Raw genomic sequence first — 26,386 nt, 5'->3', positions numbered from 1 at the left:
CACTATCACCGCCCCGGCGAGGCCGGGGCGGTGGTGGTCATGCCATCACCCTTGCTTGGCCGACAACGCGCTCAGCAACGCCTGCCCATTCGGGCTGCCCAATCCGGTGCAGGCATCCCATCCGGGGCCAGCCTGGTACGCGCCGTTATTGCCTTGCGTAATATCGCGGAACGCGGATTCGCCCGCCTGATACAGCACTGCGTGCACGTCGCCCACCGGCTTGCCCAGTTGCTGGTTGATCCGTGCAAGCAATGCCGCCCACAACGGTGCCGCAGCACTGGTTCCGCCCACCGCCTGCGTCTGGCCGCCGACCAGGATCTCGTAGCCGGTCAGCGGATCGGCGTTGGCGGAAACGTCCGGCACGCCGCGCCCGCTGCTGCCGTTGGGGCCGTTGGGCACCTTCGCGTTTTGCTGCCACGTCGGCAGCGGGTACGCAATGCTGATGCCACCACCGGTGGCGCCATCATTGCTGGCGGTTTCGTTCCACACCACTTCGCTTTGGATGGCCTGGCCATTGGCGGTCAACGTGGTGCCGCCGCAGCCCAGCGCGTAGGGGCTTGAGGATGGAAAATCCACGTGCGGCTGGTTGTCGGTTTCACCATCGCCGGAGCCGTTGTCGCCCGCGGCGGTGACGACGGTTACGCCAAGCGCCGCCGCATCCTGCATGGCTGTTTCCATCGCATCGCGCGATTGGCTGTTCCAACTATCTTCCGGGCCGCCCCAGCTGATCGAAATCACCGAAGGCTTGTTCGTCGTATCGTGCGCGGCTTGCGAAATGGCTTCGTAAAAACCCTGGTCGGTGTTCGGTGCGAAATACACCGCCAGAGTCGCCGCCGGTGCGAGCGCACCAGCCACTTCGATATCCAGCGTCACTTCGATGTCGGCGTCGCCGCCACCGGGAGCGTTCTGCCCGCCGGCCACCGAAACGGCGACAACTTTCGGCGGCTTGCCGATACCCAGATTCGAAAAATATTGGCTGAGATCGGTGGCGGTATAACCGCCGCCCAGTTCGATGATGCCGATGGTCTGGCCGGTGCCATCGGTATTGGCGGGAAAGTTGTAGAGCTGACCGAGCTGCAGCGGGGTGTAATACGTGTTGGGCTGCACATTGGGCACCCGGACGTGCGGGCGTGCTACCGGCCGTCGATCCAGGCCCAGCACGGCGATGGCTTCCGAGGGCAGCTTGGGTGCCTGGCCACATCCGACGAACTCGCAATCGTTCATCCGATACTTGCCGAGCGTCACCTCGAAGGCCTGCTCAAGCTGCGTCGGCGTGCCACGTAAATGCAGCACACGGCGATGCGCATCGCAGCCGGTTTCGGTAAGTCCATGCTGATGCGCAAAACCGCGCAAATTTTCGATGTCGGTCGGATCGGCGCCGTAGTGTTCGCCAAATTGGCCATGCGGGAATTGCGCTGGCTTCGGCCATGCGGCGGGCGGCGGGGTGGTGTCCGAACGACGACGCAAGACAACGGTCACGTCGAGCGGTTCGGTGCCCTCGTGCGGGCCCAGGTACTTCATGCCTTTGGGGGAGGTCCAATGCGATGGACGCTTGGCATGCTGGATCATGACGCGGCTCCTTAGTGAGAGGGGACGTGCGCCGCTAAAGATGGCACACAATGTGTGTCGAACTTGCGCACAGGCGGTTCGGCGTTTAACTGGGGTGCTTATTGTTGAACTGCTGCATCTCACCCGTTGAGTCATCGGGCCGCAGTGTTCTTGCGGACGCCATCACCAGGGCGGCGCTAAACTAGGCGCGGTTCTTGCACGAGACATTTCCCATGAACTTCCCCGCCATCCGCATGCGCCGCATGCGCCGCGATGCCTTCTCACGCGCCTTGATGCGCGAACACACGTTGCTGCCTTCGGACCTGATCATGGTGGCGTTCGTGATCGAAGGCGAAGGCAAGCGTGAGGCGGTGCCATCGATGCCTGGCGTGGAGCGTTTGTCGATCGACGGCTTGCTGCAACTGGCCGGCGAATGCGTGCGGCTTGGCATTCCTGCGCTGGCGCTGTTTCCTTCGCCGGATGCATCGGCAAAGAGCGAAGACGCTGCCGAAGCGTGGAATCGGCAAGGTTTGATGCAACGTGCAACGCGCGCGCTGAAGGCGAAGCATCCCGAGTTGGGACTGATCGGTGACGTCGCGTTGGACCCTTACACCACGCATGGCCAGGATGGCCTGATCGACGAACACGGCTACGTGATGAATGAGCCGACGGTCGAAGCACTGATCAAGATGTCGCTCGCGCAAGCCGAGGCCGGCATGGATTTCGTCGCGCCCTCCGACATGATGGACGGACGCATCGGCGCGATTCGCGAGGCGCTGGAAAATGCCGGCTACATTCACACGCGCATTCTGGCCTATTCGGCCAAGTACGCCTCTTCGTTCTATGGCCCCTTCCGCGATGCGGTGGGTTCCGCGGCCAATCTCGGCAAGGGCAACAAGCACACTTATCAGATGGACGTCGGCAATAGCGACGAAGCCCTGCGCGAAGTGGAACTGGATATTGCTGAAGGCGCCGACGCGGTGATGGTGAAACCGGGCTTGCCGTATCTGGATGTGCTGCGTCGCGTGAAGGATGCTTTTGGCGTGCCGACGTTCGTGTATCAGGTGAGCGGCGAATACGCCATGTTGAAGGCGGCGGCGCAGAACGGCTGGTTGAACGAGCGCGCGGTGGTGCTGGAAACGCTGACGGCGTTCAAGCGCGCGGGGGCGGATGCGATTCTTACGTATTACGCCATTGACGCCGCGCGTTGGCTGCGCGAGTAGATCAGGGTGCAAACCCTGCCTACAGAATCTGTCGAAGCGGGTCGTCATTCCGGCGAAGGCCGGAATCCATCGCGAACCCGAAGCATGGATTCGGACCTTCGCCAGAATGACGGTGCGCTCTGAAACAGCTCTGATGTGATCTTTGGCCTTTCTAAACGGTCAAAAAAACGTGGGTTTGCATCCAATCTAGGCGTACTGCGCAATCCCATTCCCAAACGACCAATTCTCCTTGGCCGTCTCCAGCAAATTGATGAACACGTCCTGCGGCCGCACACCTGGATCGGCCGCCAGCTTCTCCGCCACACTCCGGTAGAGCGCCTGCTTCTGCGCCACCGTGCGCGTGTTGTTGCAGGCAATCTGCACGATGACCAGATCGTCGGTGCGCACGATGCCCAGATAACCCGGGTCGTAATCAAATTCGTCGGCATCATGCTGGCTGACCAGGATGAAGCGATCGTTTTCCGGCACGTTGAAGCTTTCGCGCATGGCGGCATAAATGCCGTTACGCAGGGCAGCTATATATGCAGGCGACTTGCCGCGACGCAGAGCAATGCGAACGAGAGGCATGGCTACTCCTTGATGAACTAATGTTTCGCGGAAGGTTGTGACACGTGGCCGACTCGATAGACGTCCATGCTTTCGCTGGCAGCGTGGACAGCATCGCGCCATAGACGCAAGCGCATGATCGTCCAGCCGGTCGGGTCGAAGGCGCTGACGGCAGCCACTGCGCCATGGCCGGTATCGGTACGGACAGTTGCCTGTTCGGCCTCGTGCAAATTGCCTAATGCGACATGGTCGGCGATGGCAATGGTTTCGCACGTGGCATACGTGGCGACGGCAAGATCCGGTGCGGTTTCCGTGTGCCATGCCGACCACGTACGCACCAATGGCCGCCCGAACGAGGCAATCACGCCGGCAAAGCCCGCGCCGCCGAGAAATGCGTTCATGCCTTCCGTGTCATGCCACAGATAGAACGGCGCGTAGCGGTTCTCCTTGCCGGCGGCGTAAGGCTCATGGCGGTCTGCATACAGGTATGCCTTGAACGCCAGCTGCGGAAAGTCGTCGGTGAGATGGCCGCGGTCGGCGATGCGCTGGCGGATGATCCCCATGTCGTAGTCGGCGGGCAGGGTGATGCGGTATTGCATGGTGAGCACGGTGGTCTCCTCGCAGGCTTGACGGCACCAGCGTAGCGGCTCAGGCTAATCCTGAAAATCGGGAATTTATAAATCAACAGTCCTGAAAAATGGGATGGTTTATGAGCCACATCCAACTCGACCTGGATGTCATGCGCAGCTTCGTCACCGGCATCGACCTGGGCAGTTTTGCCAAGGCGGCCGACCGGCTGGGCCGCTCCACCTCCGCCGTCAGTGCACAGCTGAAGAAGCTGGAAGATCAAGCCGGCACGCCGCTGCTGCGCAAAGCGGGACGTGGCATGGCGCTGACCGAGGCAGGCGAAGTGATGCTCGGCTATGCGCGCCGCTTGCTGGAACTCAACGACGAGGCGGTCAGCGCCGTGCGCGGCGTGCAACTGGATGGGCGCGTGCGCTTGGGCATGCAGGAAGACTTCGGCGAAAACGTATTGCCCGAAGTACTGGGACGCTTCAAGCGTGCGCATCCCAAGCTGCGCGTGGAAGTGCATATCGCGCGCAATGCCGTACTGCTGCAGTCGTTGGAGGCAGGCCGGCTCGACCTTGCGCTGGCCTGGGAAACGGATGCGCGCGCCTTGCACCGGCAACATATCCAAACGTTGCCGATGCGTTGGATCGGTGCAGACATCGACCAGCTCCCGTATGAACCCGGTGAGCCGGTTCCGCTGGTGGTGCTGGATGCGCCGTGCCTGATGCGCACGGCCGCCATTCATGCACTGGATCGCGCCGGTCTCGCCTGGCGTATTGCCTTCACCAGTGCGAGCCTGGCCGGAACCTGGGCGGCCGTGAAGGCAGGGTTGGGCATCAGCGTGCGCACGCCGCTTGGTGTGCCTGCCGATCTCCACGCGATGGATGCGAAAGCAACCGCGTTGCCGGCATTGCCGCAGCTTGGGCTGGCGCTTTATCGCAGCGAAGCCGAATCGACACCTGCGGTGGCGCGCTTGGCCGAACTCATCTTGCAACGGTTGGCCGCGTAGGTTGGGGCGAGCGGAACGCAAACCCGGCATCCCGCTATTTGCATGCACGTTGGGATTCGGCTGTCCCCAACCTGCATCAATGATCGGACTTCGGTGCGGTCAGCTTGATCTCGTAAATCGACGGCCAGCGCTTGCCGGTGACGAACAGTCGATCATGTTTCTCGTCATACGCGATGCCGTTGAGCACGTCGTTGCTTGGGTCCGACAAGGTGCTCGGATCGGGAGCGAGCCCGGTGAGATTGATCACGCCAACCACCTTGCCGTTAGCCGGATCGATCTGCACGATGTTCTGGGTCAGCCATACGTTGGCGTAGATTTTCCCTTTCACCCATTCCAGTTCGTTGAGGTTGACCAGCGGACGGCCCAGCACCGTCACGTCGATCTTGCCGACTTGCTTGAGCGTTTCCGGATCGAGCACGCGGATCGTCGCGGTGCCGTCGCTCATGTAGAGGCGATGCCCATCCGTGGTGAGCGCCCAACCCTCGCCGGGATAGCTGAACTGGCCGATGCGCTTGAAACTTTTCAAGTCGTAGACGTAGCCGCGCTGCGATTGCCAGGTGAGTTGGATCAGGCGGTTCTTGAACGCCACGATGCCTTCGCCGTAATCGGGCGGCGGCAGTTCGACCTGCTGCAGCGCCTTGCCGGTATTGAGATCCAGCTTGTGTATCAGCGACTCGCCAGTCGTGCCGGTGCTCTCGTATAGATAGCCATCGAGATAGAACAAGCCTTCCGTATACGACTTGGTGCTATGCGGATAGGTGTGCACCACTTGGTAGCCGTAAATCGGAATACCGGTTTGCGCGTAAGCAGATGATGCCAGCGTCAGCGCGAAGAGGGCGAGCAAGCGAGTGATCGGTTTCATAGGGCCGGATGATCGCATGCGGAAATAGATCAGAGCACCCCAAGCCTGTCCGTGCGTGAAATAATGCTTCGCAGGAACTTGCAGGCGGAGGAAGCGTGGACAGCCATCATTTTCTGGAAACGGCGGTCATCTTCTTGCTCGCCACGGTGATCGCGGTCCCGATCACCAAGCGTTTTCGTTTGGGTGCCGTGCTGGGCTATCTGCTGGCGGGTGTGGTGATCGGTCCGGCCGAGCTGCATCTGGTGGCCGAGCCCAGTCGTGCCGGCGATATCGCCGAATTCGGCGTGGTGCTGATGCTGTTCGTGATCGGCCTGGAACTGTCGCCACGGCGATTGTGGGTGATGCGTCACGCGGTGTTCGGCACCGGCTTGCTGCAGGTGCTGGCGTGCGGTTTGGCGGTGAGCGGCATTGCTTACGCGTTTGGCCTCGCACCGAACGCGGCGGCGATCGTCGGCGGCAGTCTGGCGCTGTCGTCCACGGCGTTTGGTTTGCAGATTCTGGCCGAGCGCAAGGAAGCCTCGACGGCCTATGGCCGGCAATCCTTCGCCATTCTGTTGTTCCAGGATCTTGCCGCGATTCCGTTGATCGCGGCCGTGCCGCTGCTGGCCTCCACCGCGACTCACCATGGCGTCGATCCAATGGCGGTGGCGCGCACGGCAGCGGTGATCGTGGCAGTGGTGATCGGCGGCCGCTATCTGCTGCGTCCCGTGTTCCGCTTCGTGGCGCGTGCCAAGTCGACGGAAGTCTCCACGGCGACCGCCTTGCTGGTGGTGCTGGGCACGGCGTTGCTGATGGAAAAACTCAACGTCTCGGTGACGCTGGGTGCGTTCCTGGCCGGCGTGCTCCTGGCCGATTCGGAATACCGCCACGAGCTGGAATCCAACCTCGAGCCGTTCAAGGGTCTCTTGCTGGGTCTGTTCTTCATCAGCGTCGGCATGTCGATGCAGATCAATCTGCTGCTGGAGGCGCCGCTGATCGTGCTGGGTCTCACCTTCGGCCTTCTGCTGGTGAAAGGCGTATTGCTGTGGCCGCTTGGCCGCCTGCTTGGCGACCTCGATCGCGCGGATGCCTTGCGGCTCGCCGTGCTGCTGGCCAGCGGCGGCGAATTTGCCTTCGTGGTGCTGCGCCAGGCGATGGAAAAGAACCTGATCGCCGATCAGCAAGGCGCCATGCTGGTACTCGCCATCACCCTTTCCATGGGCTTGACGCCGTTGCTGGTGGCGGCCACCGCCAAGCTGATCGGTGCCAAGAAAAAGCAGGCGCCGCAGCGGCCCTTCGACACCATCACCGTCGACCATCCGCGCGTGATCATCGCCGGCTACGGCCGCATGGGCCAGATCGTCGCGCGCATTCTGCGCACGCGGAAAATCCCCTTCGTCGCGCTGGACCAGTCGGTGGAGCAGCTCGACCTGGCCAATCGCTTCGGTACCAGCGGAGATATTTTCTACGGCGATCCCGCGCGTCCCGAACTGTTGCGTGCGGCGCAGGCCGACAAGGCCGAGGTATTCGTGCTGGCCACCGACGAAGCGGAATCGGCCTTGCGCGTGGCACGCGTGGTGCGTCGCCAATATCCGCATTTGAAGATCGTCGCCCGCGCGCGCAATCGCCAGCACGTGTGGCGCTTGATGGATCTGGGCATCGAAGAACCGGTACGCGAAACGTTTTTCTCCAGCCTGAAAATGAGCCGCAAGACGCTCGAAGCGCTGGGCCTGAGCGCCGAGGAAGCCACCGAAGAAGTGGAGCGTTTCCGGCGCAAGGATGCCGAATTGCTCAAGGCGCAATACCTGGTCTACGACGACGAAGCGAAGCTGGTGCAGACCACGCGCGAGGCGCTGGAAGATCTCAACCGGTTGTTTGAGGCCGATGCAAAGACGCCCGCGCCGCGAGGAAAAGGGCCGGATGCCGATACACCGCTGGTGGCAGACAATGAGCCAGGCACGAAGAAGGCCTGAGCCGCGTGCAGCAGTTGGCTGTTGCCGCAAGGAAATACGGTAAGTTTCCCGAAAGTGGCCGGCCGGCATGCTGGCCGGATATCAACCTTTGACGAGCGCCCGCTGCTTCTTCGCATGCCGATACCTTTCCGTCCGCTGGTCATCCGCTTCGGCCGTCTCGGCGACACCTTGCTGTTGCAGCCGTTGCTGCACCGATTGCACGCGCGCTATGGCCAGCCTTGCACCTTGCTGGCAGCCGGCGGTTATGCGAGCGATCTTTATCGCGGGCAGCCTGACGTGGCGGAAGTGATCGCACTGCGTTCGCATCATCGGCCGTTGCCATTGAGCCTTGAGCAGTGGCGTGCGATCGCCGCGTTGCGGCGCATGCGCCATGTACCCGTGTATGTATGCGAGCCGCAACGCCGTTCATTGGAGCGCATTGCGCTGCTGCTGAAGCTGGCCGGCATTCCCGCCAGTCACTGTGCGTTTCTCAACGATATTCCATTGTCGCCCGGTGGCCACTGGATCGAGCATCTGCTGGATCTGGCCGACACCACCCCGCCTGCTTTCGCCGATCGCTTTGCAAGGGTGGCATGCGCCACCGGCGCTGCGCCTGAGTTCGTCGTCAGTGCATCCGAGCGCGCGCAATGCGATCGATGGCTGGCCGAGCGCGGCCTCGCAGGTCGTCCGCTGGTACTGCTGCAGCCGGCGAACAAGCGTACGATTCGCTGGCGCGGCGTGCGCAGGGCGAGCGATGACGACAAGTCATGGCCGATCGAAAACTGGGCCGGGGTCGTGGCGGCCATTCGCATCCAGCTGCCGCAGGCGCGCGTGCTGTTGTGCGGATCACCGGCGGAATACGCCTACCTGGAAACCATCCGCAAAACGATGGCGCAGCCCGATGTGGAAGTCGTCGCCAAGGAATTGCCGTTGCCGCGCATGCGCGCCTTGTTGGCGGTCGCGCACAGCATGATTTCCGTCGACACCGGCCCCGCGCACCTCGCGGCGGCGATGGGCTGTCCGCTGGTAGTGATGTTCGGTTCCGTCTCGCCCCATCATTGGCGGCCGCGCAGCCGCGTGCCGGAAGCGGTGCAGGTGTTGGGCGGTCCGCCGGCGAGTACGCGTGTCGATGCGATCACGCCGGAGCAGGTGATTGATGCATGGCATGCATTGCCACCGCGCCCAAAGACATTGCATGCGGCGTAGGTGCGCAGGCAGGGTTGGCGCAGCGTAACCCAGCACGACAAGTTCACAGCGACTGGGTTTTCATTCCAGCGTACGGGGTTTGATCAATCAGGCTGCGCCGGCTGCCGCAAGGTTTGCCGCACGCTGGGAATCACGCTGTGGCGTGCCGCCAGTTCATGTGCAATATCGATCAAGCCAAGATGCCTCGCCACATCCGCCGCGGTGCGGCCAAATGCGTCTGCAGCGTTGCGGTCTGCGCCGCGTGCAAGCAGCAAGCGCGCAGGTGGCAACAAAGCATGCATGGCGCAGGCATGCAGTGCGGTCACGCCGCGTTGATCGGCGTGTTCGAGATTGGCACCGGCATCGAGCAACACCGGCAGCAGTGCGCCGATATGCGTGGCATCGCACTCGCTGCCGGGGCGCAGATGCGCGCCGAGCAGCAACAGCAACGCGGTCTTGCCTTCGCTGTCGGCCAGATTCGGATCGGCCTTGCGTTTCAGCAGCACATCGAACAGCCGGTGTGCGCGCAGGCTGTCGCTCTGCTCGAAGCCGAACTGCGACGCCGCGTGCAGTGCGCTGTGTCCGCGCGCATCGACCGCATTGGCGTCGGCACCGGCGTCGAGCAATCGCTCCGCGATATCGGGAAAACCCTGCACGGCTGCGATCATCAGCGCGGTAGCCTCGTTCGGCAGGCGTTGATCCACCGCGGCACCGCGTTCCAACAGCAGCGCCACCAGGGCATCGCGACGAGCGGCGACCGCGGCGGCGAGCGGCGTCATGCCATTGCTGGCGCTGGCGGCGATGTCGGCGCCGGCATCGATCAGCGCCGCGGCGACGTCGCGATGGCCGGCACCACAGGCATGCAGCAGCGGCGTGGCGCCTTGCGCATCACGCGCGTCCACCGGGAAGCCGAGTTCCAGCAGGCGGCGTACCGCGGTGTCGGCGCCCTGCTTGGCGGCCTGGATCAGGTCGTCGTCGCGCAACGGGCGGCGCGGACGCTGCCAACCGTTCCAGTCGAGCCAACGTTCCAGCGCCGGATGTTCCAGGGCCAGGCCGAGCGGCGTTTCGCCATTGGCATCCATCGCTTCCGCGTCGGCGCCGTGGGCGACCAGCGCACGCACCAGCGGCAGCGCGTCGGCGCCGTGTTCCAGCGCGGCGAGCAGTGGCGTGCGTCCACTATTGACGTCGCGATGGTTCGGGTCGCAGCCGCGCGCCAGCAGTGCCTGCAGCACGCCGAGCTGGCCATGGGCGGCCGCCAGGTAAAGCGGTGTGCGTTCGCGCTCGTCGGTGCCGAACGGATCGGCGCCACGTTCGAGCAGCGTAAGCGGCAAGGTGGAGAAGGGTTCCTGCAAGCGGCTCAGCACCTGTGCGAGCAGGCCAGCACCGGCGGGGCTGGCGCCGGCATCGAGCAGATCCTCGATCGCTTCCGCGCTTTGCGGCAGACGCGCCAGCAGTGCATCGAACAAGCGCTGGCCGAGCGGAGGCAAGGTCGGATGCTCGCTGTCGATCTCGTCGATCAATTGCGGTTGCAAGCGCGCTTCCGCCGACAGCCCGTGGTCGAGCAACCAGCGACGTGCCATGCGCAGGCCAGGTTGGGTCAGCTCCAGGAACAGCGGCGCGAGCTGTTCCTGCGGCCAATCACGTACGCGATTGGCAAAGCTGGACACGATCGCCCAGTGGCCGAAGCGCAAGGCATCGAGCAGATGCGCCGGCGTGTCGGCGCCTTCGGAAATGGCTTCGATATCGAGACTGGCGGGAAGCGGTGTTTCCGGATCGAGCAAGGCCACCAGATCCCAGCGACCACTGGCGGCAGCATGGTCAAGCGCGCTGCGACCGTCGCTGCCCGGCGCTTTCGGGTCTGCGCCGAGTGCGAGCAAGGCGCGCACGGTTTCCACCTGCGCGCGGGGCGACTGGCAAGCGAGCGTGAGCGCGTCGCGGCCATGCTTGTCGCGGGTGCCTGCATCGGCCTGCGCGTCGGCGAGCAACTCCATCACGCCGGCGGCGCCGGCGCGTGCGGCCTCCATCAAGGCCGTGCTGCCGTGGTGGTCGGCCAGGTTGACGTCGGCGCCGGCCGCGCAAAGGGCGCGGGCAATCTGTTCGTGGCCTTCCGCCGCCGCCACCATCAGCGCGCTGCGCTGGCGTGTGTCGACTGCGTTCACCGCGGCGCGGTGTTTCAGCAGCATCTTCACGCCGGCGACGTCGTCCTCGGCAATGCCGGCGGCGGCGACCAGTGCCGGTTCGCCATGGGCCGGCGTGGCTTTCGCGCCGCGTTCGAGCAGAAAGCGCACCAGCGGCCAATTGGCGGCGCGGCAGGCGATCGAGAGCGGCGTTTCGCCATGCTTGTTGAGTGCATCGATGGAGGCGCCGGCATCCAGCAGCATGGCCGCGACATTGGGCTCGCCGCTGAGTACGGCGCCGTGCAAAGGGGTATTGCCGTCGGCGTCCGCGGCAAGCGGATTGGCGCCGTTGGTCAGCAGCGTCATCGCTGCTTCGGCGCGGCCATGCCAGCTGTCGCGTGTCGCGGCGAGCAAGGGCGTAAGGCCACCGCTGACGTGATTCACGTCGGCACCCTTGGCGATCAGTGCGCGCAGCAGGCGCGTGTCCGGCAGCAATGCCGCCAGCATCAGTACCGGGCGCTGGTCACGATCGCCCGACGCTGGCGCGAGATTCGGATCGGCGCCGGCTTCCACCAGCGCCAGCGCACGCGCGACGTCGCCACTGCGTGCAGCAGCCAGCAAGGCTTGTGCCTGCTCCGGCGTGCCGGCGATGCGCTCCTGTTCGTCCAGCGGCGCAGGCGCGGCGGTGGCAGCTTCGGCGTTCTCGCCACCCACCTGCTCTTGCCGGCGTGGCCGGCGGCTTTCGCACAACATCACGCGCAGGGTGCGGTTGGCGATGATCAGGCAGCCAAGCGGCACCAGCAGTACCGCATAGAGCACTAGCGCGGCGGTGCGCATTTCCGACGGCAGCACGCCGTAAAGACCGCTCAGCGCAATCGCAGCGAATGCCAGCACCAGCAACGCCAGGGCGCTGGGCAGGAAATGGCTGAAAAAATGCTCTTCGCGCGAAAGATGCCGGCCAAAGGCTACGCTGCGCGCGGTGGCGGTGAACAGCCAGGAACCTTCCCCCTGGCCGTGAGCCGGATAGGCGTCATCCCACACGTACACCAGCGCAAACGCCGGCCACAGGCGCCACAGCGCTACCAGCGCCACCACCAATGCCGCGGCCAGCATCAGGCTGCCGCCCAGGGTCGGTTGTTGCGTAAGCCGCAGCATCGGCCATGCGACCAGCAGGAATACCAGCGCGACATAGCAGGTGAACATCGTCAGATGGGCCCCGCCGCGGCGAACCACCGTGCGCAGGAAATTCGGCTCCGGATCGAAACCGATCGCGTGGCAGACTGCGGCCATGGTCAACGTATTGGCCAATAGCAAGGGAATCAGCGCGATCGGATGCGCGCCCAGCGCAGCCATGCCGGCGCAGAGCCACCCGGGCAGAAACCAGACAAGCGAGATAAGCGCGGAGGAAGGGCGGCGCGGTTTATTTGTAGGCATGCGGGGGAGTATAGAAACCGAGAAAGCGGCAGACGGTAATCTGTTGTTAACGACCACTCGGCAAAGCGATCATTCGTCCTGACGCCTGGGATCCAGCAGGGGATCCTGTTCACCGGGCGGCGTGGCCAGCGTTTCCTGCGGCGGCAACTGCAGATGCCAGCCTTGCGTGCGCAGGTTCTGCATCACTACTTCTATGTCTTCGCGAGGCAGGCGGCGCCCCGCGTGCAGTTCCACTTCGAGAACGAAACGCAGGTCACCCAGCAGCAACGTCAGTGGCGCCGGCAATACGTCGAAATGGTCGCGGCGATCCAGCCACAAATAGGTGTCGGCCTTGCGCTGGCTGGCGTAGACGAAGCAATGCATGGCGAAGGGCCGGAAAATCGTGTGGGGGCGGAAGGTTAGCAGGCACGGAATCAACAAGGGGGAACGCGAAAGGGCGCGTTGCGCGAGGTTTATGGTTTTCCGGCGCACGGCGTCGCCCGCGGCGCTTGCCGCACCATGCTGCAACCGCACTTGCACACCCGTGGCCGAGTGGGCAGAGTGCCCGCCAGGGGTATCAAACGCGCGTATGAAATTTTGTTCGGCCCCGCTACGACCCGAGCCGCGGGGCGTGCAGCCTCCGGCAAGACCCGGCCTCCCGGGCCGGACTCGTCACTAAAAGAAAAGCAGGAGCAACCAATGCACACGTCCTTTCGTAACACCGTCCGTGGTGGCCGTCCGCTCGCTCTGGCTGCGCTGGGTCTGGCTGTCGCCGGCGCCCTGGCAGCGCCGCAACAGGCCCGTGCCAGTTCGTTCCAGTTGAAGGAAGACAGCGCCCAGGCCATGGGCCGCGCCTACGCCGGTTCTGCGACGGCGGGGGGCGACGTGTCCGTGGTGGCCAATGCGCCGGCGGCGATGAGCGACCTGAAGGGCACCTATTTCGAAGCCGACGTCACTGCCATCAACTTCAGCGCCAACTTCACCGGCAGCGCGCACGACGTGCTCGGGCAGCCGATCAGTGGCGGCAACGGCGGCGATGCGGGCACCACCATGCCGGTGCCTTCGTTCTTCTTTTCCACGCAGGTGACCGATCGCCTGCATCTGGGTGCGGCGATGACCGTGCCGTTCGGCTTCAAGACCACTTACGACAACAACTGGGTCGGCCGCTACAACTCCATCTATTCGAAGTTCGAATCGCTGGACGGCACCATGTCCGCTTCGTTCGACGTCACCGACAACTTCAGCATTGGCGGCAGCGCCATCGCGCAGCGCACCAGCGCCACGCTGACCCAGGCGATCAACTTCTCCAGCGTGGCACTGGGCCTGGCCGGTCCCGGTACGCCGTTGAACCTGCCGGTAAACCAGGTTTATGCCTTGGTACCGCCCGGCTCCGACGGCCTGGCCCGCGTCAGCGGCAGCAGTTGGGCATGGGGCTGGCAGCTCGGCGCGTATTGGAAGCCGACCGCGCAGGATCGGCTCTCTTTCAACTACCGCTCCAAGATCAGCCATCGCCTGCACGGCACCGCCAACTTCAACGTGCCGGACAACGTTTCGGTACTGGTCGGCCAGCTTGCGCCGGCGCTGGGCCTGACGCCCAGCACGCTGCCGTTCCAGCACACCGACGGTACGGCCCTGTTCACCACGCCGGCCGAGGCCACCGCCAGCTACTGGCATCAGGAAGACAAGTTCGGTTTTGGCGCGGACGTGTCCTGGACCGAGTGGGACGTGTTCAAGAACCTCACGGTGAACTACGCCAACCCGACGCAGCCGCAGTCCGTGCAGAACTTCAACTGGCACAATTCCTGGTACTTCGCGTTCGGCGGCGATTATTACCTCACTGACAAATTGACCCTGCGCGCCGGCCTTGGCTATGACACCACGCCGACCACCGGCGCCTACCGTGAACCGCGCGTGCCGGATGAAACCCGCAAGCTGCTGTCGGTGGGCCTGGGCTACAAGGCGACCGAGCACTTCTCCATCAATGCCTCCTACGCGCATATCTTCGTGAATCGCGCAGCAGTCAACGGTGCAGTCAGCGCTACCGGCGACGTGCTCACTGGTTCGTATGACGATGCCGGCAATCTGTTTGCGCTGTCGGCCATCTACAAGTTCTGATCGTCAGCACGTTTATAAAAAGCCCCGGGAACGCAAGTTCCCAGGGCTTTTCTTTGGCGTGCAGCTCGGATGCTCAGTGGCGAATGACGGCAATCACGATTTCCACCACGATCAACACGATGATCGCCAGCTCCAGCAATTCCGCCCGCTTGCCCGAAGCTTCCTCGTAAAGCGCCGCATACGTATCACGGATGATTGCCAGTTTGCGATCCACGGCATCGCTGACATGACGCACGCGGAACAAATCCAGCGCCGAGGCATAGACGCGCGCCAGATAGACGTCCTCGGTGACCTGCAGGGCGTTGTCCACTTTTTCGGTGATTTCGGTGACTTCCGCCACCAGCGTATACAACTTGCGCGCGAGATCGGCGAAGTGGCGCGCACCCAGCGGGTTGCTGGCATGCGCCGCCTCGACCATGTCGTACATGCGCGGCAATTCGGCGTCCAGCAATTCATCGTAGAAGCGCAACTCGAGCAGCTGCGCGTTGGCGACTTCGAGAATGTCCACCACATCCGAATCGCTGCGCGGCTCATAGATAAACGCCCGATCCCACGTCAGCACCACCAGGTCGTCGGCGTAATAAGAGAAGCGTTGCTGCAGCAGATCCTTGCGTGCCTGTTCCGACAAGGGACGTTGTTCGCCGGAAAGCAACGGTAGCAGGTCGATGCGTTCGTGCATGACGTTGACGGGAATCGCAGCGTCGAAGGCGTGCACGATGCCCAGCAGATAGTCCTCATGCAACGACGCAGGGCTGGGCTTCGACAAAGCGGGCAGCACGGCCGCGCGCGCATGCTCCAGCAATTGCGTCCATATCGGGCTGTCAGCGCCAGGTCCCAACAGTGCATCGACGGCATTCACCAGCTGCGTAAACGAAGCCCAGCTGCATGACGTGATCGGAATATGCACGGAAAACGCCGCGGCGCCGAAGTCGTAGAGCCTTACCGTCGCGTCGGCATGATGGGAGCGGCCAAGCAGCGGCAGTTCAAGCGAGTCGAGCCGCAGCACGACCGGCGGAACACCAAAGGCCATCGCCTTCGGCGGTGTACTGGCCAATTTGCTGCGTACGGCGGCGGAGCGTTGTTGTTGAGCCCACAGCGCTTCAGCACTGGATAGATCGATGGCGTCGGCGATATCGATCAAGTGCATCGCGATCACGACGGCCGATTGAACGTTGGGTTGCTCGTACGGCATACGCGTGCACCAGCCTATGCATGGATGCCCAATACCCTATCCGACTAGTGCAAAGCCGTCGAGCGAAGGCAACTGGAATCGCAAGATGATCCCATGGGGTTACAGGGGTATGGTCAGCCCCTGCGCAAAAGAATCTCCAGCAACTGCCGAAAACGCTTGCCATACGGCGGATTGAACAGCCTTGCACCATTGATTCGTGCTTGCCGAAACACCGGCTTCATGTGCGAGAACGTGCGAAAACCTGCTTCGCCGTGATAGCCGCCCATGCCGGAAGGCCCGACACCACCGAAGGGCAGCCGATGCTGGGCGATGTGATAGATCGTATCGTTGAGCGTGACGCCACCGGCATGCGTGCGAGCCAACACCTGATCGACGCGCGCTTGATTCTGCTCGAACAGATACAAGGCCAGCGGACGCGGATGATTGGCAACGTAATCGATGGCCTGCTCGAGCGTATCGTAGGGCACCAGCGGTAGCAGCGGGCCGAAGATTTCTTCCTGCATCACCGGCATGTCATCACGCACATCCATCAATAGCGTGGGCGTGAGCATGCGCCGTTCCGGGCGATCTGCGGCGTCACTCAACGGTTCGCTGCGCGCACCTGCGCTAACGGCGCCACGGCGCAGCTCCACCAGGCGGCGATAGTGGCGATCGGTGGCAACGCTGGCGTACTGACGATTGTTGGCGATATCGGGATACAAACGTGCGGTAGCCGCTTTCGCCGCGGCGGCGAAGCGCGCGACCTCGGTGCGCGGCAGCAATACGTAGTCGGGGGCAATGCAGGTTTGTCCCGCATTGATCAGCTTGCCTGACAGAATGCGTTCCACCGCATGTTCGAACCGCGCACCGGGGCCGATGATCGCGGGTGACTTGCCGCCCAGCTCCAGCGTAACCGGCGTGAGATGGGCGGAGGCCGAGCGCATCACGTGATGGCCGACAGCCGTCGAGCCGGTAAACAGCAGATGATCGAACGGCAACCCGGCGAATGCTTGCGCCACCGCGGCATCGCCAGTGATCACCAGCACTTCATCGGGCTGGAAATGGCGCACGATCAATTCGGCGAAGAGCTGCGAGAAGCGCGGCGTGTATTCGCTCATCTTGATCATGACGCGATTGCCAGCGACGAGCGCATCGATCAGCGGACCGGCAGCGAGAAACAGCGGATAGTTCCACGGCACGATGATACCGACCACGCCCAGCGGCTGCGGGCGCGTTTCGATCCCGGCCGGCAGGAAGGCTATGCTCGCCATGCCGCGCTTGGGTTTCATCCAGCGGCGTCCATGTCGGAGTGCATGGCGGATGGCAGACAGGCTGGGAAACACTTCCAGCATGTCGGTTTCTTCGCGCGGCCGGCAACCAAAATCCATGTCGATGGCTGCGGCGATCTGGTCGCGATGTTGGCTGATGGCCGCTTCCAATGCCCACAGGCGACGCGCACGCGTGGGCCAGTCGGGGAACGGTGACCGCGCCTGCGCCGCACGCAAGCGCTGTAGTCCGGCAGCAAGATCAACGTGGTCAGGCTGATTCATCGGAATGTCGCTCACAATTTTCCATCGCTACATACGCAGCGCCGCCATCGCGGCATGCCGCGTGACGGTATCACCAAGGCAGAAACGAGTATGCACATCGCCCATTCCCTCTCCCATGCATTCAGTGCAGCACCACGCAATCCCCCGGCTGCGCTGCAATCCAGGCTTTGATCAAGGCAAGTCCTTCTTGATGCACGGTGCTGCGCCCGATCTCCGGCATCATCGTGCCTGGCTCGGCGGAGCCAAGGCGGTAAGGCACGATCGAATCGCCAGGATGGCCCGGCACGATGTCGAACAGATGATCGCCGGTGCCTTGGCCTGCTGCCGTCGGCGGCTTGCAAATACCGATATGGCGATCTTCCGGCGTACTGATGTCCAGCGTGAGGCCGGTGGTATTGGCCGCACCCTTCGGGTTGTGGCAATGGCCGCAGTTGATATCCAGATAAGCGCGTGCGCGGGTATCGAGTGAAGCGTGCGTATCCATCCAGTTTGCATTGCGCGGAGCGTTCGCCGACGCCGGTGCGCCGGTGAGATAACCCACGCGCGTGAGGTGAACGAGTTCGTTTTCATCGCCACCGGCATAACGGTAGTCGCGATTGAGATGGCGTGCCTTGGGGCCGATCGGCTGCAGCGCGCGCGTGGTCCAGTCGCGTGCATGGCAGCTTGCGCATTGGCTTTGATCCGGCACCACATAGTTGAAGTTTTCGCGTTCGCCGTTGTCGCTGACGAGCGTCAAGGCTTGCACGTCACCGGTGCGGGCAAGCAGTGCATCGGTCTGCGCGGCGTTCCACACGTAGGGAATGGCCACCCATCCTTCCTTGCGCTTGACCAGCAAGCGTGTCTCGATCATATGCACGTTGGCCAGTTCCAGGCCTTGCCCAGGCGCGGCGAGATCGCGGCTGGTGTCGTAGGTGCGCGCAACGTCTGTCGCGTTGCGTGCCGTGCCGTTGGGCACTGGATAGAAGAAAGTCTTGCTGATGATCGTGCCCACGGGGAAATCGAAGGTATCCGTAGGGTTGTAGTGGGCAGATACGCCCTTAGGCATCCAGATCGTGCGCAGCTTGTGGGCGTAATCGGTAAACAATGGCGTGTTGAGTTCGTACGGCACTACGCCCTGGTTCAATTGCAATACGCCATCGTGCGCCTCCACCACGTGCCAATCGCTGAGCTTCGGCGGATAACCCTGATCGTGAAAGGCCACCGACTGCATGTCGCGATGGCAAGACGCCAGGCATGGCAGTGCGATCCATAGCATCCCTGCGCGCAGCCACTGCTTTATCGACTTGAGGGGTACGCTCAAACCTTCGGCTCCGGGTTCAATACGACAGCGGGCAGCTTGGGCAGGCTGCACTGGAACGGCTTGATGTCAGTGCTTGGATTTTTGTAACCGTGCGGCCCATCGGCGTTGAGCATGCCGTTCGCATCCTGGATGCAGATGCGATCGTCTGGCGACGCCGCATTGCCTGCCTGGGTCTTGGGATCGGCATAACCATCCCACAGCACATCAGGAAAACTGCCATTGATGCCATAGACGGCGGTTTTCAGCGTTTTAAGCTTGAGCCCATCCGGCGAATTGCCGCCGCCCTTGAAACGGTTGGCGTAGACGTAGATGCCTTTCGGATAGGGATTGTAATCAGGGGCGACGCCGAGCTTGTTGTAGTAATTGGTGGAGAAATAGCTGGAGATGATCACGTTGGCCGTCTGGTTGTCGGCTATGTCGTTGTCGAAGATCTCCACCTTGTCGTTGGAGTTGACCACCACGCCCGAGCCCGCCGGCACGCTGGCCACCGCCGCCCCTTTCTTGGCAAAATTGGCAGTGTTGTTGTCGAACACCTTGTTGCGGAACACGCGCGTGGCGTGGCCGGCCTGCGAAAGATTGGGCATGTTGAACACCAGGATGCCGCCGGTGTTCTTGGTCGCGATGTTGTCGTAGACGTCGGCGTTCACCGAGTTTTCGATCTCGATGCCGGCCACGTTCTGCTCGGCCCGATTGCGGCGCACGACGATGTTGTTGGATTGCCCCACGTAGATGCCGGCATCCGATGCGCCAATCACCACCGAATCTTCCACCAGCACGTTCTGAGTCTTCACCGGATACAAGCCGTAGGCGCCGTTGGTGCTTTTGGGGCCGCCGGTCCATGCGATGCGCACGCCATGGATGGTGATGTTCCTGCCTTGGTTGATCTTCAGTGCATCGCCCATGGTGTCTTCGATGGCGAGGTTCTCGATGGTGAAGTCGTCGGCATTCACCAGCAGGCCTTCGGGGCCGACGATCTGGCCCTTGAACGACAGCACGGTCTTGTCCATGCCCGCGCCGCGCAGGGTGACGCCACTGGTGCGCAGGCTGAGGCCGCGTTTTAGCGAGTAGTGACCGGCCGGTATGTCGATCACGCTACCGGGTCTGGCGTCGAGCAACTGCTGCTCCAGCTTGCTCTCGAACGAAGCATCGTGCTGGCTTTGCGCGGCGTTCTGCTGCTGGCCGCAGGCAGGCAGCAGCACTGAAAAAGCGATCAAGGTGCAGATCTTGCGCATGCCGGCATATCTCCCCGCGCGCCACACGAGCACGTACACCGCACTGTCCCGCAAGCGGCAAAGCGAGGGGGAGGGCAAAAGGGCCGGGAATGGGGGGTAAATCGGCCAGCCTGCGGTAATCGCGGCTATCCAGGTCAATGCCATGCGGGCGAGTAGATGGTCGTGCGATCACCGCGCCGACGCTTCTGTCCTTGAAGCCGTTTCAAGACTGGCTTGCCAAGATATCGCTACTTCGCCGTAAGGACTGCCTCTATCTTGAGCATCCATCAACGATAAGGAGAAAGCAGTCATGCGTTCTCGTTGGGTTGTACGGTTGTTTGGGCCTGCCGAACGCGGTGGGGCCGGCTCGGGCAAGCCGCAGGCGAATGCGCGGGCTAGCAAGGCGATGGGCAAGGATTCTCGAACCGGGCAAGCGGACCGGGCTTTCATTCGCTCATCGCGTATTTGCCTTGGTATCGGCGATGGCACGGTGCATCGTCAATAAGCGATGCCATCCATTCCATCGAAGCTATGGCTGGCGGCAAACCCGGAGTTACACCAAGCATGCATCCGCACAAGATTCGCCATGGCGCGCTCGGCTAGCGCCTGTATTTTCGCCACGCTCCGGACCAAGTCCGGAGCATGGCCATGTGCATCGGGCCGATAAAACGATCAGCGTGCGCCGCCGCCCGCGTACAAACGCTCCCCCGACAGCCAATACGAATCATCAGAAGCCAGGAACACGGCGACCGCAGCGATGTCGTTCGGCTGACCGATGCGACCCAGCGGCGTGCTGGCCAGGGCGTATTGCTCGAACTCGCCGCCAATGGCGCCTGCCGCATGCGTGCCTTCGGTTTCGACCATGCCTGGGTTGAGCGCATTCACGCGGATCTTGCGCGGCCCGAGCTCCTTCGACAGCACGCCGGTGATGGCATCCACTGCACCCTTGGTGGCGGTATACACCACGGTGTTGGCCGGCACGATGCGCGAAACCAGCGAGCCGATATTGATGATGCTGGCGCCTTCGCCGAGATGCTTCACGGCTGCCTGGGTGGTAAGCAGCAAGCCACGCACGTTGACGTTGAACTGCCGATCGTAATGCTCCTCGCTGATCGCTTCGATCGGCGCGAACTCGTAGACGCCGGAGTTGTTCACAAGAATGTCGAGGCGGCCATAGTGCTTGATCGCCGCATCCACAATCGCCTGTGCGTCGGCGGCCTTGGAAACATCGCCCTGCACGGCCACGGCCTTGCCGCCGGCCTTCACGATGTCATTGACCACCGCCTCCGCGCCGGCCTTGCTCGAAGCGTAATTGACGACGACCGCAGCGCCTTCGGCGCCGTATGCGCGCGCAATCGCGGCGCCAATGCCCTTGGATGCGCCGGTAACGACGGCGACCTTACCTTTCAGCTTGCTCATGGAATGTGTCCTGGTGGGTGGGTGAAGAGGTTCTGAATTCCTGTAGTTCGTAACTTATGAACTATGGAACTAGAAATCAAGGGCCGATAAAATGCCAACCATGCGGCCGCTGATTCACCCATCCATCGAAGACATCACCGTCGAGGGCATCCTCCATGCCCTGTCCGACCCCGTGCGCGCCGCTATCTACGCCGAACTGGCGGTTTCCAGCGGCGCTACCTGTTCCAATTTTTTAAAGATCAGCGATCGCGAGATTCCCAAGTCCACGCTATCGCAACACTTCCGTGCGCTGCGCGAGGCAGGCCTGATCCGCAGCGAGCGCCATGGCGTGGAAATGCGCAATACCACGCGTTGCGAGGAGATCGACAAGCGGTTTCCCGGGCTTGTCCTAACGATCATGAAAGCGCATCAGATTCAGGCGGCGGGGCGCGAGCGCGAGGCCAAGCGCAGGCCTTCGCCGAAGAAGGCGTCGAGAAGCTGACGCCCGGACATGCCGCCGACGTCGTTTCGGCGCTGCTCTCTCATGCGGTGATCGCATGCCAGTGGCGCTGCTTGCGCTCCTGCGCCCACATCGGTCGCACGCGTTCCAGATAGGGCGCGTAGTAAGGGCGTTTGAGCTGCACCTGCTCGAAATAGTCGCGGCTGGTCCATGCCTCCACCAGCAGGATGGTGTGGGGATGCTCCATGTTTTGCAGCGCGTCGAAATACAGGCAATCCGGTTCCTGTTCGATCACACGCCGCAACGCGGAAAGTTCGCGCGCGAAGTCTTCGACACAATGGGGTTTGATGCGCAATTGCACGGTAAGCACGTAAGCGGCTTCGCGATTGCTCATAGCGCGTCAGTCATGCCGCCGTCGGTCAACAGCGTACGGCCTGTGATCCAGCGGGATTCATCAGAGGCGAGGAACGCGACGATATCGGCGATATCGTCAGGCTCGCCGATGCGCCCTGCAGGCGTATTGGCGATCACCTGCTGGCGCCGGCCTTCAGGCGTGGCGACGGTCATGTCGGTGGTAACCATGGATGGCGCGACGGCGTTGACGATGATACCGCGCGCGCCGAGTTCCTTGGCGAAAGCATGGGTAAGCACTGATACCGCCGCCTTGCTCGCTGCATAGATGCTGGTGCCGGGGCGCGGGGAATAGATCAGATTGGTGGACACGTTGACGATGCGCCCGCCCGACGCGGGAAAGTGCGGGACGGCAGCCTGCGTCATGTTCAGCACGCTGCCCATGTTCGCGTCGAACACGCGCCGCACGAGTGCTGCGTCGATGCCGCCGAACGGGCTGGATTCGAATACGCCGGCATTGTTGACCAGGATATCGATACGGCCAAAGCGCTCGACGATAGCGGCGATAAGGTCGTCTACGGCCGGGCGATCGGCGACGTCGGCGGCGAAGGAAGCGGCGCTTCCGCCGGCCTCGGCGATTGTGTCGGTCACAATCTGCGCTTGCGCTGCGTTGCTTTTATACACAATGGCTACGGACGCGCCTTGCGAAGCAAGTTTGCGAGCGATGGCGGCACCAATGCCGCGCGATCCGCCGCTGACTACGGCAATCTTGTGGACGAGTGTCATAAAGTCCCTTTCTGGTGGTATGGAAGTCGCATATGCATTAAGCACGATGCATGAGCGCCGCATTACAGCATGAGTCGAAGGGTAACTTGCAGCGTTAAACGCTCTGTTTCCAAAAACGCGCAAATGTTTCGGACTTGTCCTGCCTGATCAAGGCAAGCTGCGCCGCGCCACCTGCGGCGGCATCCCGGTCCAGCGCTTGAACGCCCGGCGAAATTCGCGTGGATCGCTGAAACCGAGTTCGATGCCGATTTGCGCCACGCTCATTTGTCCTGCGTGCAGCAGCTCCAATGCGCGTTCGGCACGTACGCGATCATGAATTTCGCGAAAGATACGACCACTTTCAGCGAGCCTGCGACGCAACGAACGCTCGCTGAGATGCAACGTTCGGGCGACTTCGGTGAGCCGCGGGTGATCGCGCAGGCGGTTGCGCAGCAGGCGTTCGACGGAGACGACGATTTCGTTAGAGGGGCTGTTGCCGCGCAGTTGCTGGTGACATAGCGCCAACGCCTGGCGGGAAACCAGCGGGTTGTAGCCGGGCAGCGGTTGTACTAGCCAGTCAGCGTCGACCACGATGCGGTTGTGTTGCGCGCCGAAGCGTACTTCGCATTGGAACGTTTGCGTATATTCGGTTGCGTAAGCAGGTGCTGGATAAGTGAATTCCATGCGTACCGGCGTGATGCTCGGGCCAACCAGTTCGCGCGAGATGGCCAGGCAACTGGCGAACAGTTCTTCGCACAGGAATGGCAGCAGTTCGATGTCACCGTAGCGGGGCCATGCCTGCACGCCGACGTGGTGCGCGTCCATCGCGACGAAGTCCACGTCGAGCAGGCTGCCGCAGATTTTGTGGTTTTCGATGCCGGCGCTCATGGCTTCGCCGAAATTGCGCGACGTCATCATCGCCAGGCCGAGCAGTCCGAAACTGCCGATGGTTTCGTTGCGGCCGATCAATAATCCCAACGCGGGCAGGCGCATGGCTTGCAGTGCGCGGGAAATGATCATGCGCGCCTGCCGGTATGACACGCGCAGGCTGGGATCGTTGATCTGCTGGCGAGTGATGCCCAGCCCGGCGAACCAGGGCTCGCTTGCAATACCCTGGCGTAGCGCGAACTCGGTGAGATGAACCAGCACATTGGGCGGGATGTCGGCAGCTTGCGCGCGCGGATCGGGCTCGATGGCCGAAGCGGCCGTGCGCCGCGTCTCGCGTAATTCGAATGCCGCCTGTGTCATGCCGGACCTTCCCCCGTGCCAACCCCGATGGCGCAGGCCCCTGTTCTAGCACGGGCAATGCCGAGGTGGTTGGCGCGGCGCACAAGTTCAGCGTTGGCGTGCTTGCGCTGTTACTGCTGCGTGGGTTTTCCGTTCGTTGTTTGTGTCGTCGCCGCACGTTTCCATTGCTCGATCCAGCTGTCGAGGTCGGCCAGGCGTTTGGCGGGATCGTCCTGCATCGACATGCCAACCGCCGAACCGGCCACGCGGCCGGACGGATCGAGCAGCATCAAGGTGGGGAAGATGCCGATGCCCAGCGTGTCCATCAGCGATTGGCCGTGATACAGCACGTTCCAGGTCAATCCGCGTTCCTGCACGAATTGGCGTGCGGTGTCGGCGTTTTCATAAGTGATGGACACGAAGTTCATGTCGCCATGCTCGCGCGCATAAGCATTGAGCGTCGGCACTTCGGCGATGCAGGGTGCGCATTCGGCGAAGAAGAAGCTGACCAGGGTATAGCGGCCGTGGAAGTCGCTGAGGCGTTGCGCAGTGCCGTGCAGTGACGGTAATTCGAACGGCGGGAAAGCGTCGCCCCGGCCGAAGGCGAAGCGTCCCGGCTCGCCGGCGCGTGCACCGGCCGGGCGCAGGCGCAGCATGGCCATGCCGGCCTGGGTGTCGCGGGTGATGCTGTAGTGGCGGCGGCCTTCGTGCATTTGTTGCGCGAAAGCAGCGTAATCGATGGGTTTGCCGTTGGCGTCGAGGTAGCGGACTTGGGGTGTGGCACCGAGCTGCAACGTGGCGACGAAGTGCTGTTCGTCCCGGCTTGGATGGGCCGCGTGCGCGGCATTGGCCAAGCATAGCAACAGCGGAATTATTATCAGTATTCGTCGCATGGTGAGTGATGTTGAGGAATACCTGCGTTCCGCAAAAGCCGTCATTCCCGCTTTCGCGGGAATGACGGTCGCGAGGCGACGTCGCACTCAATGGAAGGGTGCGTGTTACTCGCCAATCGTCAGCAGCGATGCATTACCACCCGCCGCCGTCGTGTTGACGGTGAGCGTACGCTCGGTCGCGAACTTCACCAGATAGTGCGGACCGCCCGCCTTGGGACCCGTGCCCGACAGCGATTCGCCGCCGAACGGCTGCACGCCCACCACTGCGCCGATCTGGTTGCGGTTGACGTAGCAATTGCCGACGCGCGCATGGCTGCGGATGTATTCCACGGTGTCGTCGATGCGGCTGTGCACGCCGAGGGTGAGGCCGTAGCCGGTGCGGTTGATCTGGTCAATCACCTGCGGAAGCTCGCTGCCTTTCCAGCGGATCACGTGCAAAACAGGGCCGAAGATTTCGCGCTTCAATACGTCGAGCGAAGGAATCTCGTAGGCGCGCGGCGCGAAGAACGTGCCATTCGATGTGGTAGCCGGTTCGAGCGTGGCTTCGGCGATTTTCTTCGCTTCCTTGTCCATGCGTGCGGCATGGTCGACGAGGATCTTCAATGCATCCGCATCGATCACCGGACCCACGTCGGTGGAAAGCTGGCCGGGATCGCCCACCTTCAACTCAGCCATCGCGCCGGCGAGCATGCCGATTACCTTGTCGGCAATGTCTTCCTGCACGAACAGTACGCGCGCGGCGGAGCAGCGCTGGCCGGCGGACTGGAAAGCCGAAGCGATCACGTCCTTGACGATTTGCTCGGGCAGGGCGGAGGAGTCGGCGATCATGGCGTTCTGGCCACCGGTCTCGGCGATCAGCGCTGCGATCTGCGCATTGCGTGCGGCGAGCGCGCGGTTGATGGCCCAGGCGGTTTCGGTGGATCCGGTGAAGGCGACACCGGCCACGCGCGGGTCCTTGGTCAGCGCTGCACCGACTACGGCGCCGTCGCCCGGCAGGTATTGCAGCACGTCGGCCGGCACGCCGGCTTCGTGCAACAGCTTCACCGCGACGTAGCCGATCAGGCTGGTTTGTTCCGCCGGTTTGGCGATCACGCTGTTGCCGGCGGCAAGCGCTGCCGATACCTGGCCGAGGAAAATCGCCAGCGGGAAATTCCATGGGCTGATGCACACGAACACGCCGCGCCCGTTGAGGAACAGCTGGTTGCTTTCGCCAGTCGGCCCGGGAAGTTGTTCGGGATGGCCGAACAAGCGGCGCGCCATCGCGGCGTAGTAGCGCAGGAAATCGGCGGCTTCGCGAATTTCGGCGATCGAATCGGGCAGGCTCTTGCCGGCTTCGCGCACGCACAGCGCGATGAATTCACCGCGGCGTGCTTCGAGCTGGTCGGCAGCGTGTTCCAGGATGGCGGCGCGGCTGGCAGCAGGCAGGCGATCCCAGCCCGGCTGCGCGGCGACGGCATTGGCCAGCGCCTTGTCGACCAGGGCGGCATCGGCGCTGACGTAGCTGCCCACGGCCTGGCGGCGGTCGGCGGGATTGGTCACCT

22 protein-coding genes are annotated in these 26,386 nt (G+C 62.9%); 6 read left to right on the top strand and 16 right to left on the bottom strand.

The window, feature by feature from the left end:
• Positions 1–45: 45 nt before the first annotated feature.
• Positions 46–1,569, bottom strand: coding sequence for a S53 family peptidase (locus tag V7M64_RS17570; protein WP_333680899.1), 1,524 nt, complete (start codon positions 1,567–1,569; stop codon positions 46–48).
• A gap of 212 nt (positions 1,570–1,781) precedes the next feature.
• Between V7M64_RS17570 and hemB the strand changes: the two genes are divergently transcribed.
• On the top strand, positions 1,782–2,771 hold the full coding sequence (hemB, locus tag V7M64_RS17565) for a porphobilinogen synthase (protein ID WP_333680898.1): 990 nt from the start codon (positions 1,782–1,784) through the stop codon (positions 2,769–2,771).
• A gap of 186 nt (positions 2,772–2,957) precedes the next feature.
• Here the strand turns inward: hemB and V7M64_RS17560 are convergent, their stop codons facing one another.
• Positions 2,958–3,338 (bottom strand): tautomerase family protein, encoded by a 381-nt coding sequence (locus V7M64_RS17560; RefSeq protein ID WP_333680896.1) that lies wholly within the window; start codon positions 3,336–3,338, stop codon positions 2,958–2,960.
• A 17-nt stretch (positions 3,339–3,355) separates the two neighbouring features.
• A complete protein-coding gene (locus V7M64_RS17555) occupies positions 3,356–3,916 on the bottom strand; it encodes a DUF4865 family protein (RefSeq protein WP_333680907.1) in 561 nt (186 codons plus the stop codon).
• Positions 3,917–4,026: 110 nt separating this feature from the next.
• Here V7M64_RS17555 and V7M64_RS17550 point away from each other — a divergent pair, with 110 nt between their 5' ends.
• On the top strand, positions 4,027–4,896 hold the full coding sequence (locus V7M64_RS17550) for a LysR substrate-binding domain-containing protein (protein ID WP_333680894.1): 870 nt from the start codon (positions 4,027–4,029) through the stop codon (positions 4,894–4,896).
• 76 nt (positions 4,897–4,972) lie between these two features.
• Here the strand turns inward: V7M64_RS17550 and V7M64_RS17545 are convergent, their stop codons facing one another.
• Complete coding sequence (locus V7M64_RS17545; protein WP_333680892.1) at positions 4,973–5,758, bottom strand: glutaminyl-peptide cyclotransferase; 786 nt, start codon at positions 5,756–5,758, stop codon at positions 4,973–4,975.
• A gap of 95 nt (positions 5,759–5,853) precedes the next feature.
• On the opposite strand from V7M64_RS17545, the gene V7M64_RS17540 reads away from it, so the two are divergent.
• Positions 5,854–7,710, top strand: a complete 1,857-nt coding sequence (locus V7M64_RS17540) for a monovalent cation:proton antiporter-2 (CPA2) family protein (RefSeq protein WP_333680890.1) — start codon at positions 5,854–5,856, stop codon at positions 7,708–7,710.
• Positions 7,711–7,824: 114 nt separating this feature from the next.
• Entirely contained in the window at positions 7,825–8,895 is a 1,071-nt protein-coding gene (locus V7M64_RS17535) for a glycosyltransferase family 9 protein (protein ID WP_333680888.1), read from the top strand.
• 83 nt (positions 8,896–8,978) lie between these two features.
• On the opposite strand, the gene V7M64_RS17530 is transcribed toward V7M64_RS17535, so the two are convergent.
• Entirely contained in the window at positions 8,979–12,425 is a 3,447-nt protein-coding gene (locus V7M64_RS17530) for an ankyrin repeat domain-containing protein (RefSeq protein ID WP_333680887.1), read from the bottom strand.
• Between the two features lie 69 nt (positions 12,426–12,494).
• Positions 12,495–12,788, bottom strand: a complete 294-nt coding sequence (locus V7M64_RS17525) for a YcgL domain-containing protein (RefSeq protein WP_333680886.1) — start codon at positions 12,786–12,788, stop codon at positions 12,495–12,497.
• Positions 12,789–13,103: 315 nt separating this feature from the next.
• Here V7M64_RS17525 and V7M64_RS17520 point away from each other — a divergent pair, with 315 nt between their 5' ends.
• Complete coding sequence (locus V7M64_RS17520; protein ID WP_333680885.1) at positions 13,104–14,519, top strand: outer membrane protein transport protein; 1,416 nt, start codon at positions 13,104–13,106, stop codon at positions 14,517–14,519.
• Between the two features lie 73 nt (positions 14,520–14,592).
• Here V7M64_RS17520 and V7M64_RS17515 read toward each other — a convergent pair whose 3' ends face one another.
• From V7M64_RS17515 to V7M64_RS17495, 5 genes are all read right to left on the bottom strand, one after another.
• The gene (locus tag V7M64_RS17515; protein ID WP_333680884.1) at positions 14,593–15,711 is read right to left on the bottom strand and encodes a hypothetical protein; all 1,119 of its coding nucleotides are present in this window, start codon (positions 15,709–15,711) and stop codon (positions 14,593–14,595) included.
• 113 nt (positions 15,712–15,824) lie between these two features.
• Positions 15,825–17,240 carry a coniferyl aldehyde dehydrogenase gene (locus V7M64_RS17510; protein WP_333680882.1) on the bottom strand — a complete coding sequence of 472 codons (1,416 nt, stop codon included), beginning with the start codon at positions 17,238–17,240 and terminating at the stop codon, positions 15,825–15,827.
• Between the two features lie 121 nt (positions 17,241–17,361).
• Positions 17,362–18,540 carry an SO2930 family diheme c-type cytochrome gene (locus V7M64_RS17505; protein ID WP_333680880.1) on the bottom strand — a complete coding sequence of 393 codons (1,179 nt, stop codon included), beginning with the start codon at positions 18,538–18,540 and terminating at the stop codon, positions 17,362–17,364.
• The gene (locus V7M64_RS17500; RefSeq protein ID WP_333680879.1) at positions 18,537–19,772 is read right to left on the bottom strand and encodes a parallel beta-helix domain-containing protein; all 1,236 of its coding nucleotides are present in this window, start codon (positions 19,770–19,772) and stop codon (positions 18,537–18,539) included. Before V7M64_RS17500 ends, V7M64_RS17505 begins: the two co-directional genes overlap by 4 nt.
• 651 nt (positions 19,773–20,423) lie before the next feature.
• Positions 20,424–21,170 carry a glucose 1-dehydrogenase gene (locus tag V7M64_RS17495; RefSeq protein ID WP_333680877.1) on the bottom strand — a complete coding sequence of 249 codons (747 nt, stop codon included), beginning with the start codon at positions 21,168–21,170 and terminating at the stop codon, positions 20,424–20,426.
• 91 nt (positions 21,171–21,261) lie between these two features.
• Between V7M64_RS17495 and V7M64_RS17490 the strand changes: the two genes are divergently transcribed.
• Positions 21,262–21,651: a helix-turn-helix domain-containing protein gene (locus V7M64_RS17490; RefSeq protein ID WP_333680875.1), complete on the top strand. Its 390-nt coding sequence runs from the start codon at positions 21,262–21,264 to the stop codon at positions 21,649–21,651.
• 40 nt (positions 21,652–21,691) lie between these two features.
• On the opposite strand, the gene V7M64_RS17485 is transcribed toward V7M64_RS17490, so the two are convergent.
• From V7M64_RS17485 to putA, 5 genes are all read right to left on the bottom strand, one after another.
• On the bottom strand, positions 21,692–22,003 hold the full coding sequence (locus tag V7M64_RS17485) for an antibiotic biosynthesis monooxygenase (RefSeq protein WP_333680873.1): 312 nt from the start codon (positions 22,001–22,003) through the stop codon (positions 21,692–21,694).
• Positions 22,000–22,746: a glucose 1-dehydrogenase gene (locus V7M64_RS17480; RefSeq protein WP_333680871.1), complete on the bottom strand. Its 747-nt coding sequence runs from the start codon at positions 22,744–22,746 to the stop codon at positions 22,000–22,002. The genes V7M64_RS17485 and V7M64_RS17480 overlap by 4 nt, the downstream gene beginning before the upstream one ends.
• 147 nt (positions 22,747–22,893) lie before the next feature.
• A complete protein-coding gene (locus V7M64_RS17475) occupies positions 22,894–23,973 on the bottom strand; it encodes an AraC family transcriptional regulator (protein ID WP_333680869.1) in 1,080 nt (359 codons plus the stop codon).
• Between the two features lie 110 nt (positions 23,974–24,083).
• Positions 24,084–24,845, bottom strand: a complete 762-nt coding sequence (locus V7M64_RS17470; RefSeq protein WP_333680867.1) for a TlpA disulfide reductase family protein — start codon at positions 24,843–24,845, stop codon at positions 24,084–24,086.
• Positions 24,846–24,950: 105 nt separating this feature from the next.
• Positions 24,951–26,386 (bottom strand): bifunctional proline dehydrogenase/L-glutamate gamma-semialdehyde dehydrogenase PutA (gene putA / locus V7M64_RS17465; protein WP_333680866.1); only part of this gene is annotated, 1,436 nt, incomplete at its 5' end.

This window comes from Dyella sp., from assembly GCF_036746095.1.
Taxonomy (GTDB): domain Bacteria; phylum Pseudomonadota; class Gammaproteobacteria; order Xanthomonadales; family Rhodanobacteraceae; genus Dyella_B.
This window is presented reverse-complemented; position numbering and strand designations above follow the sequence as displayed.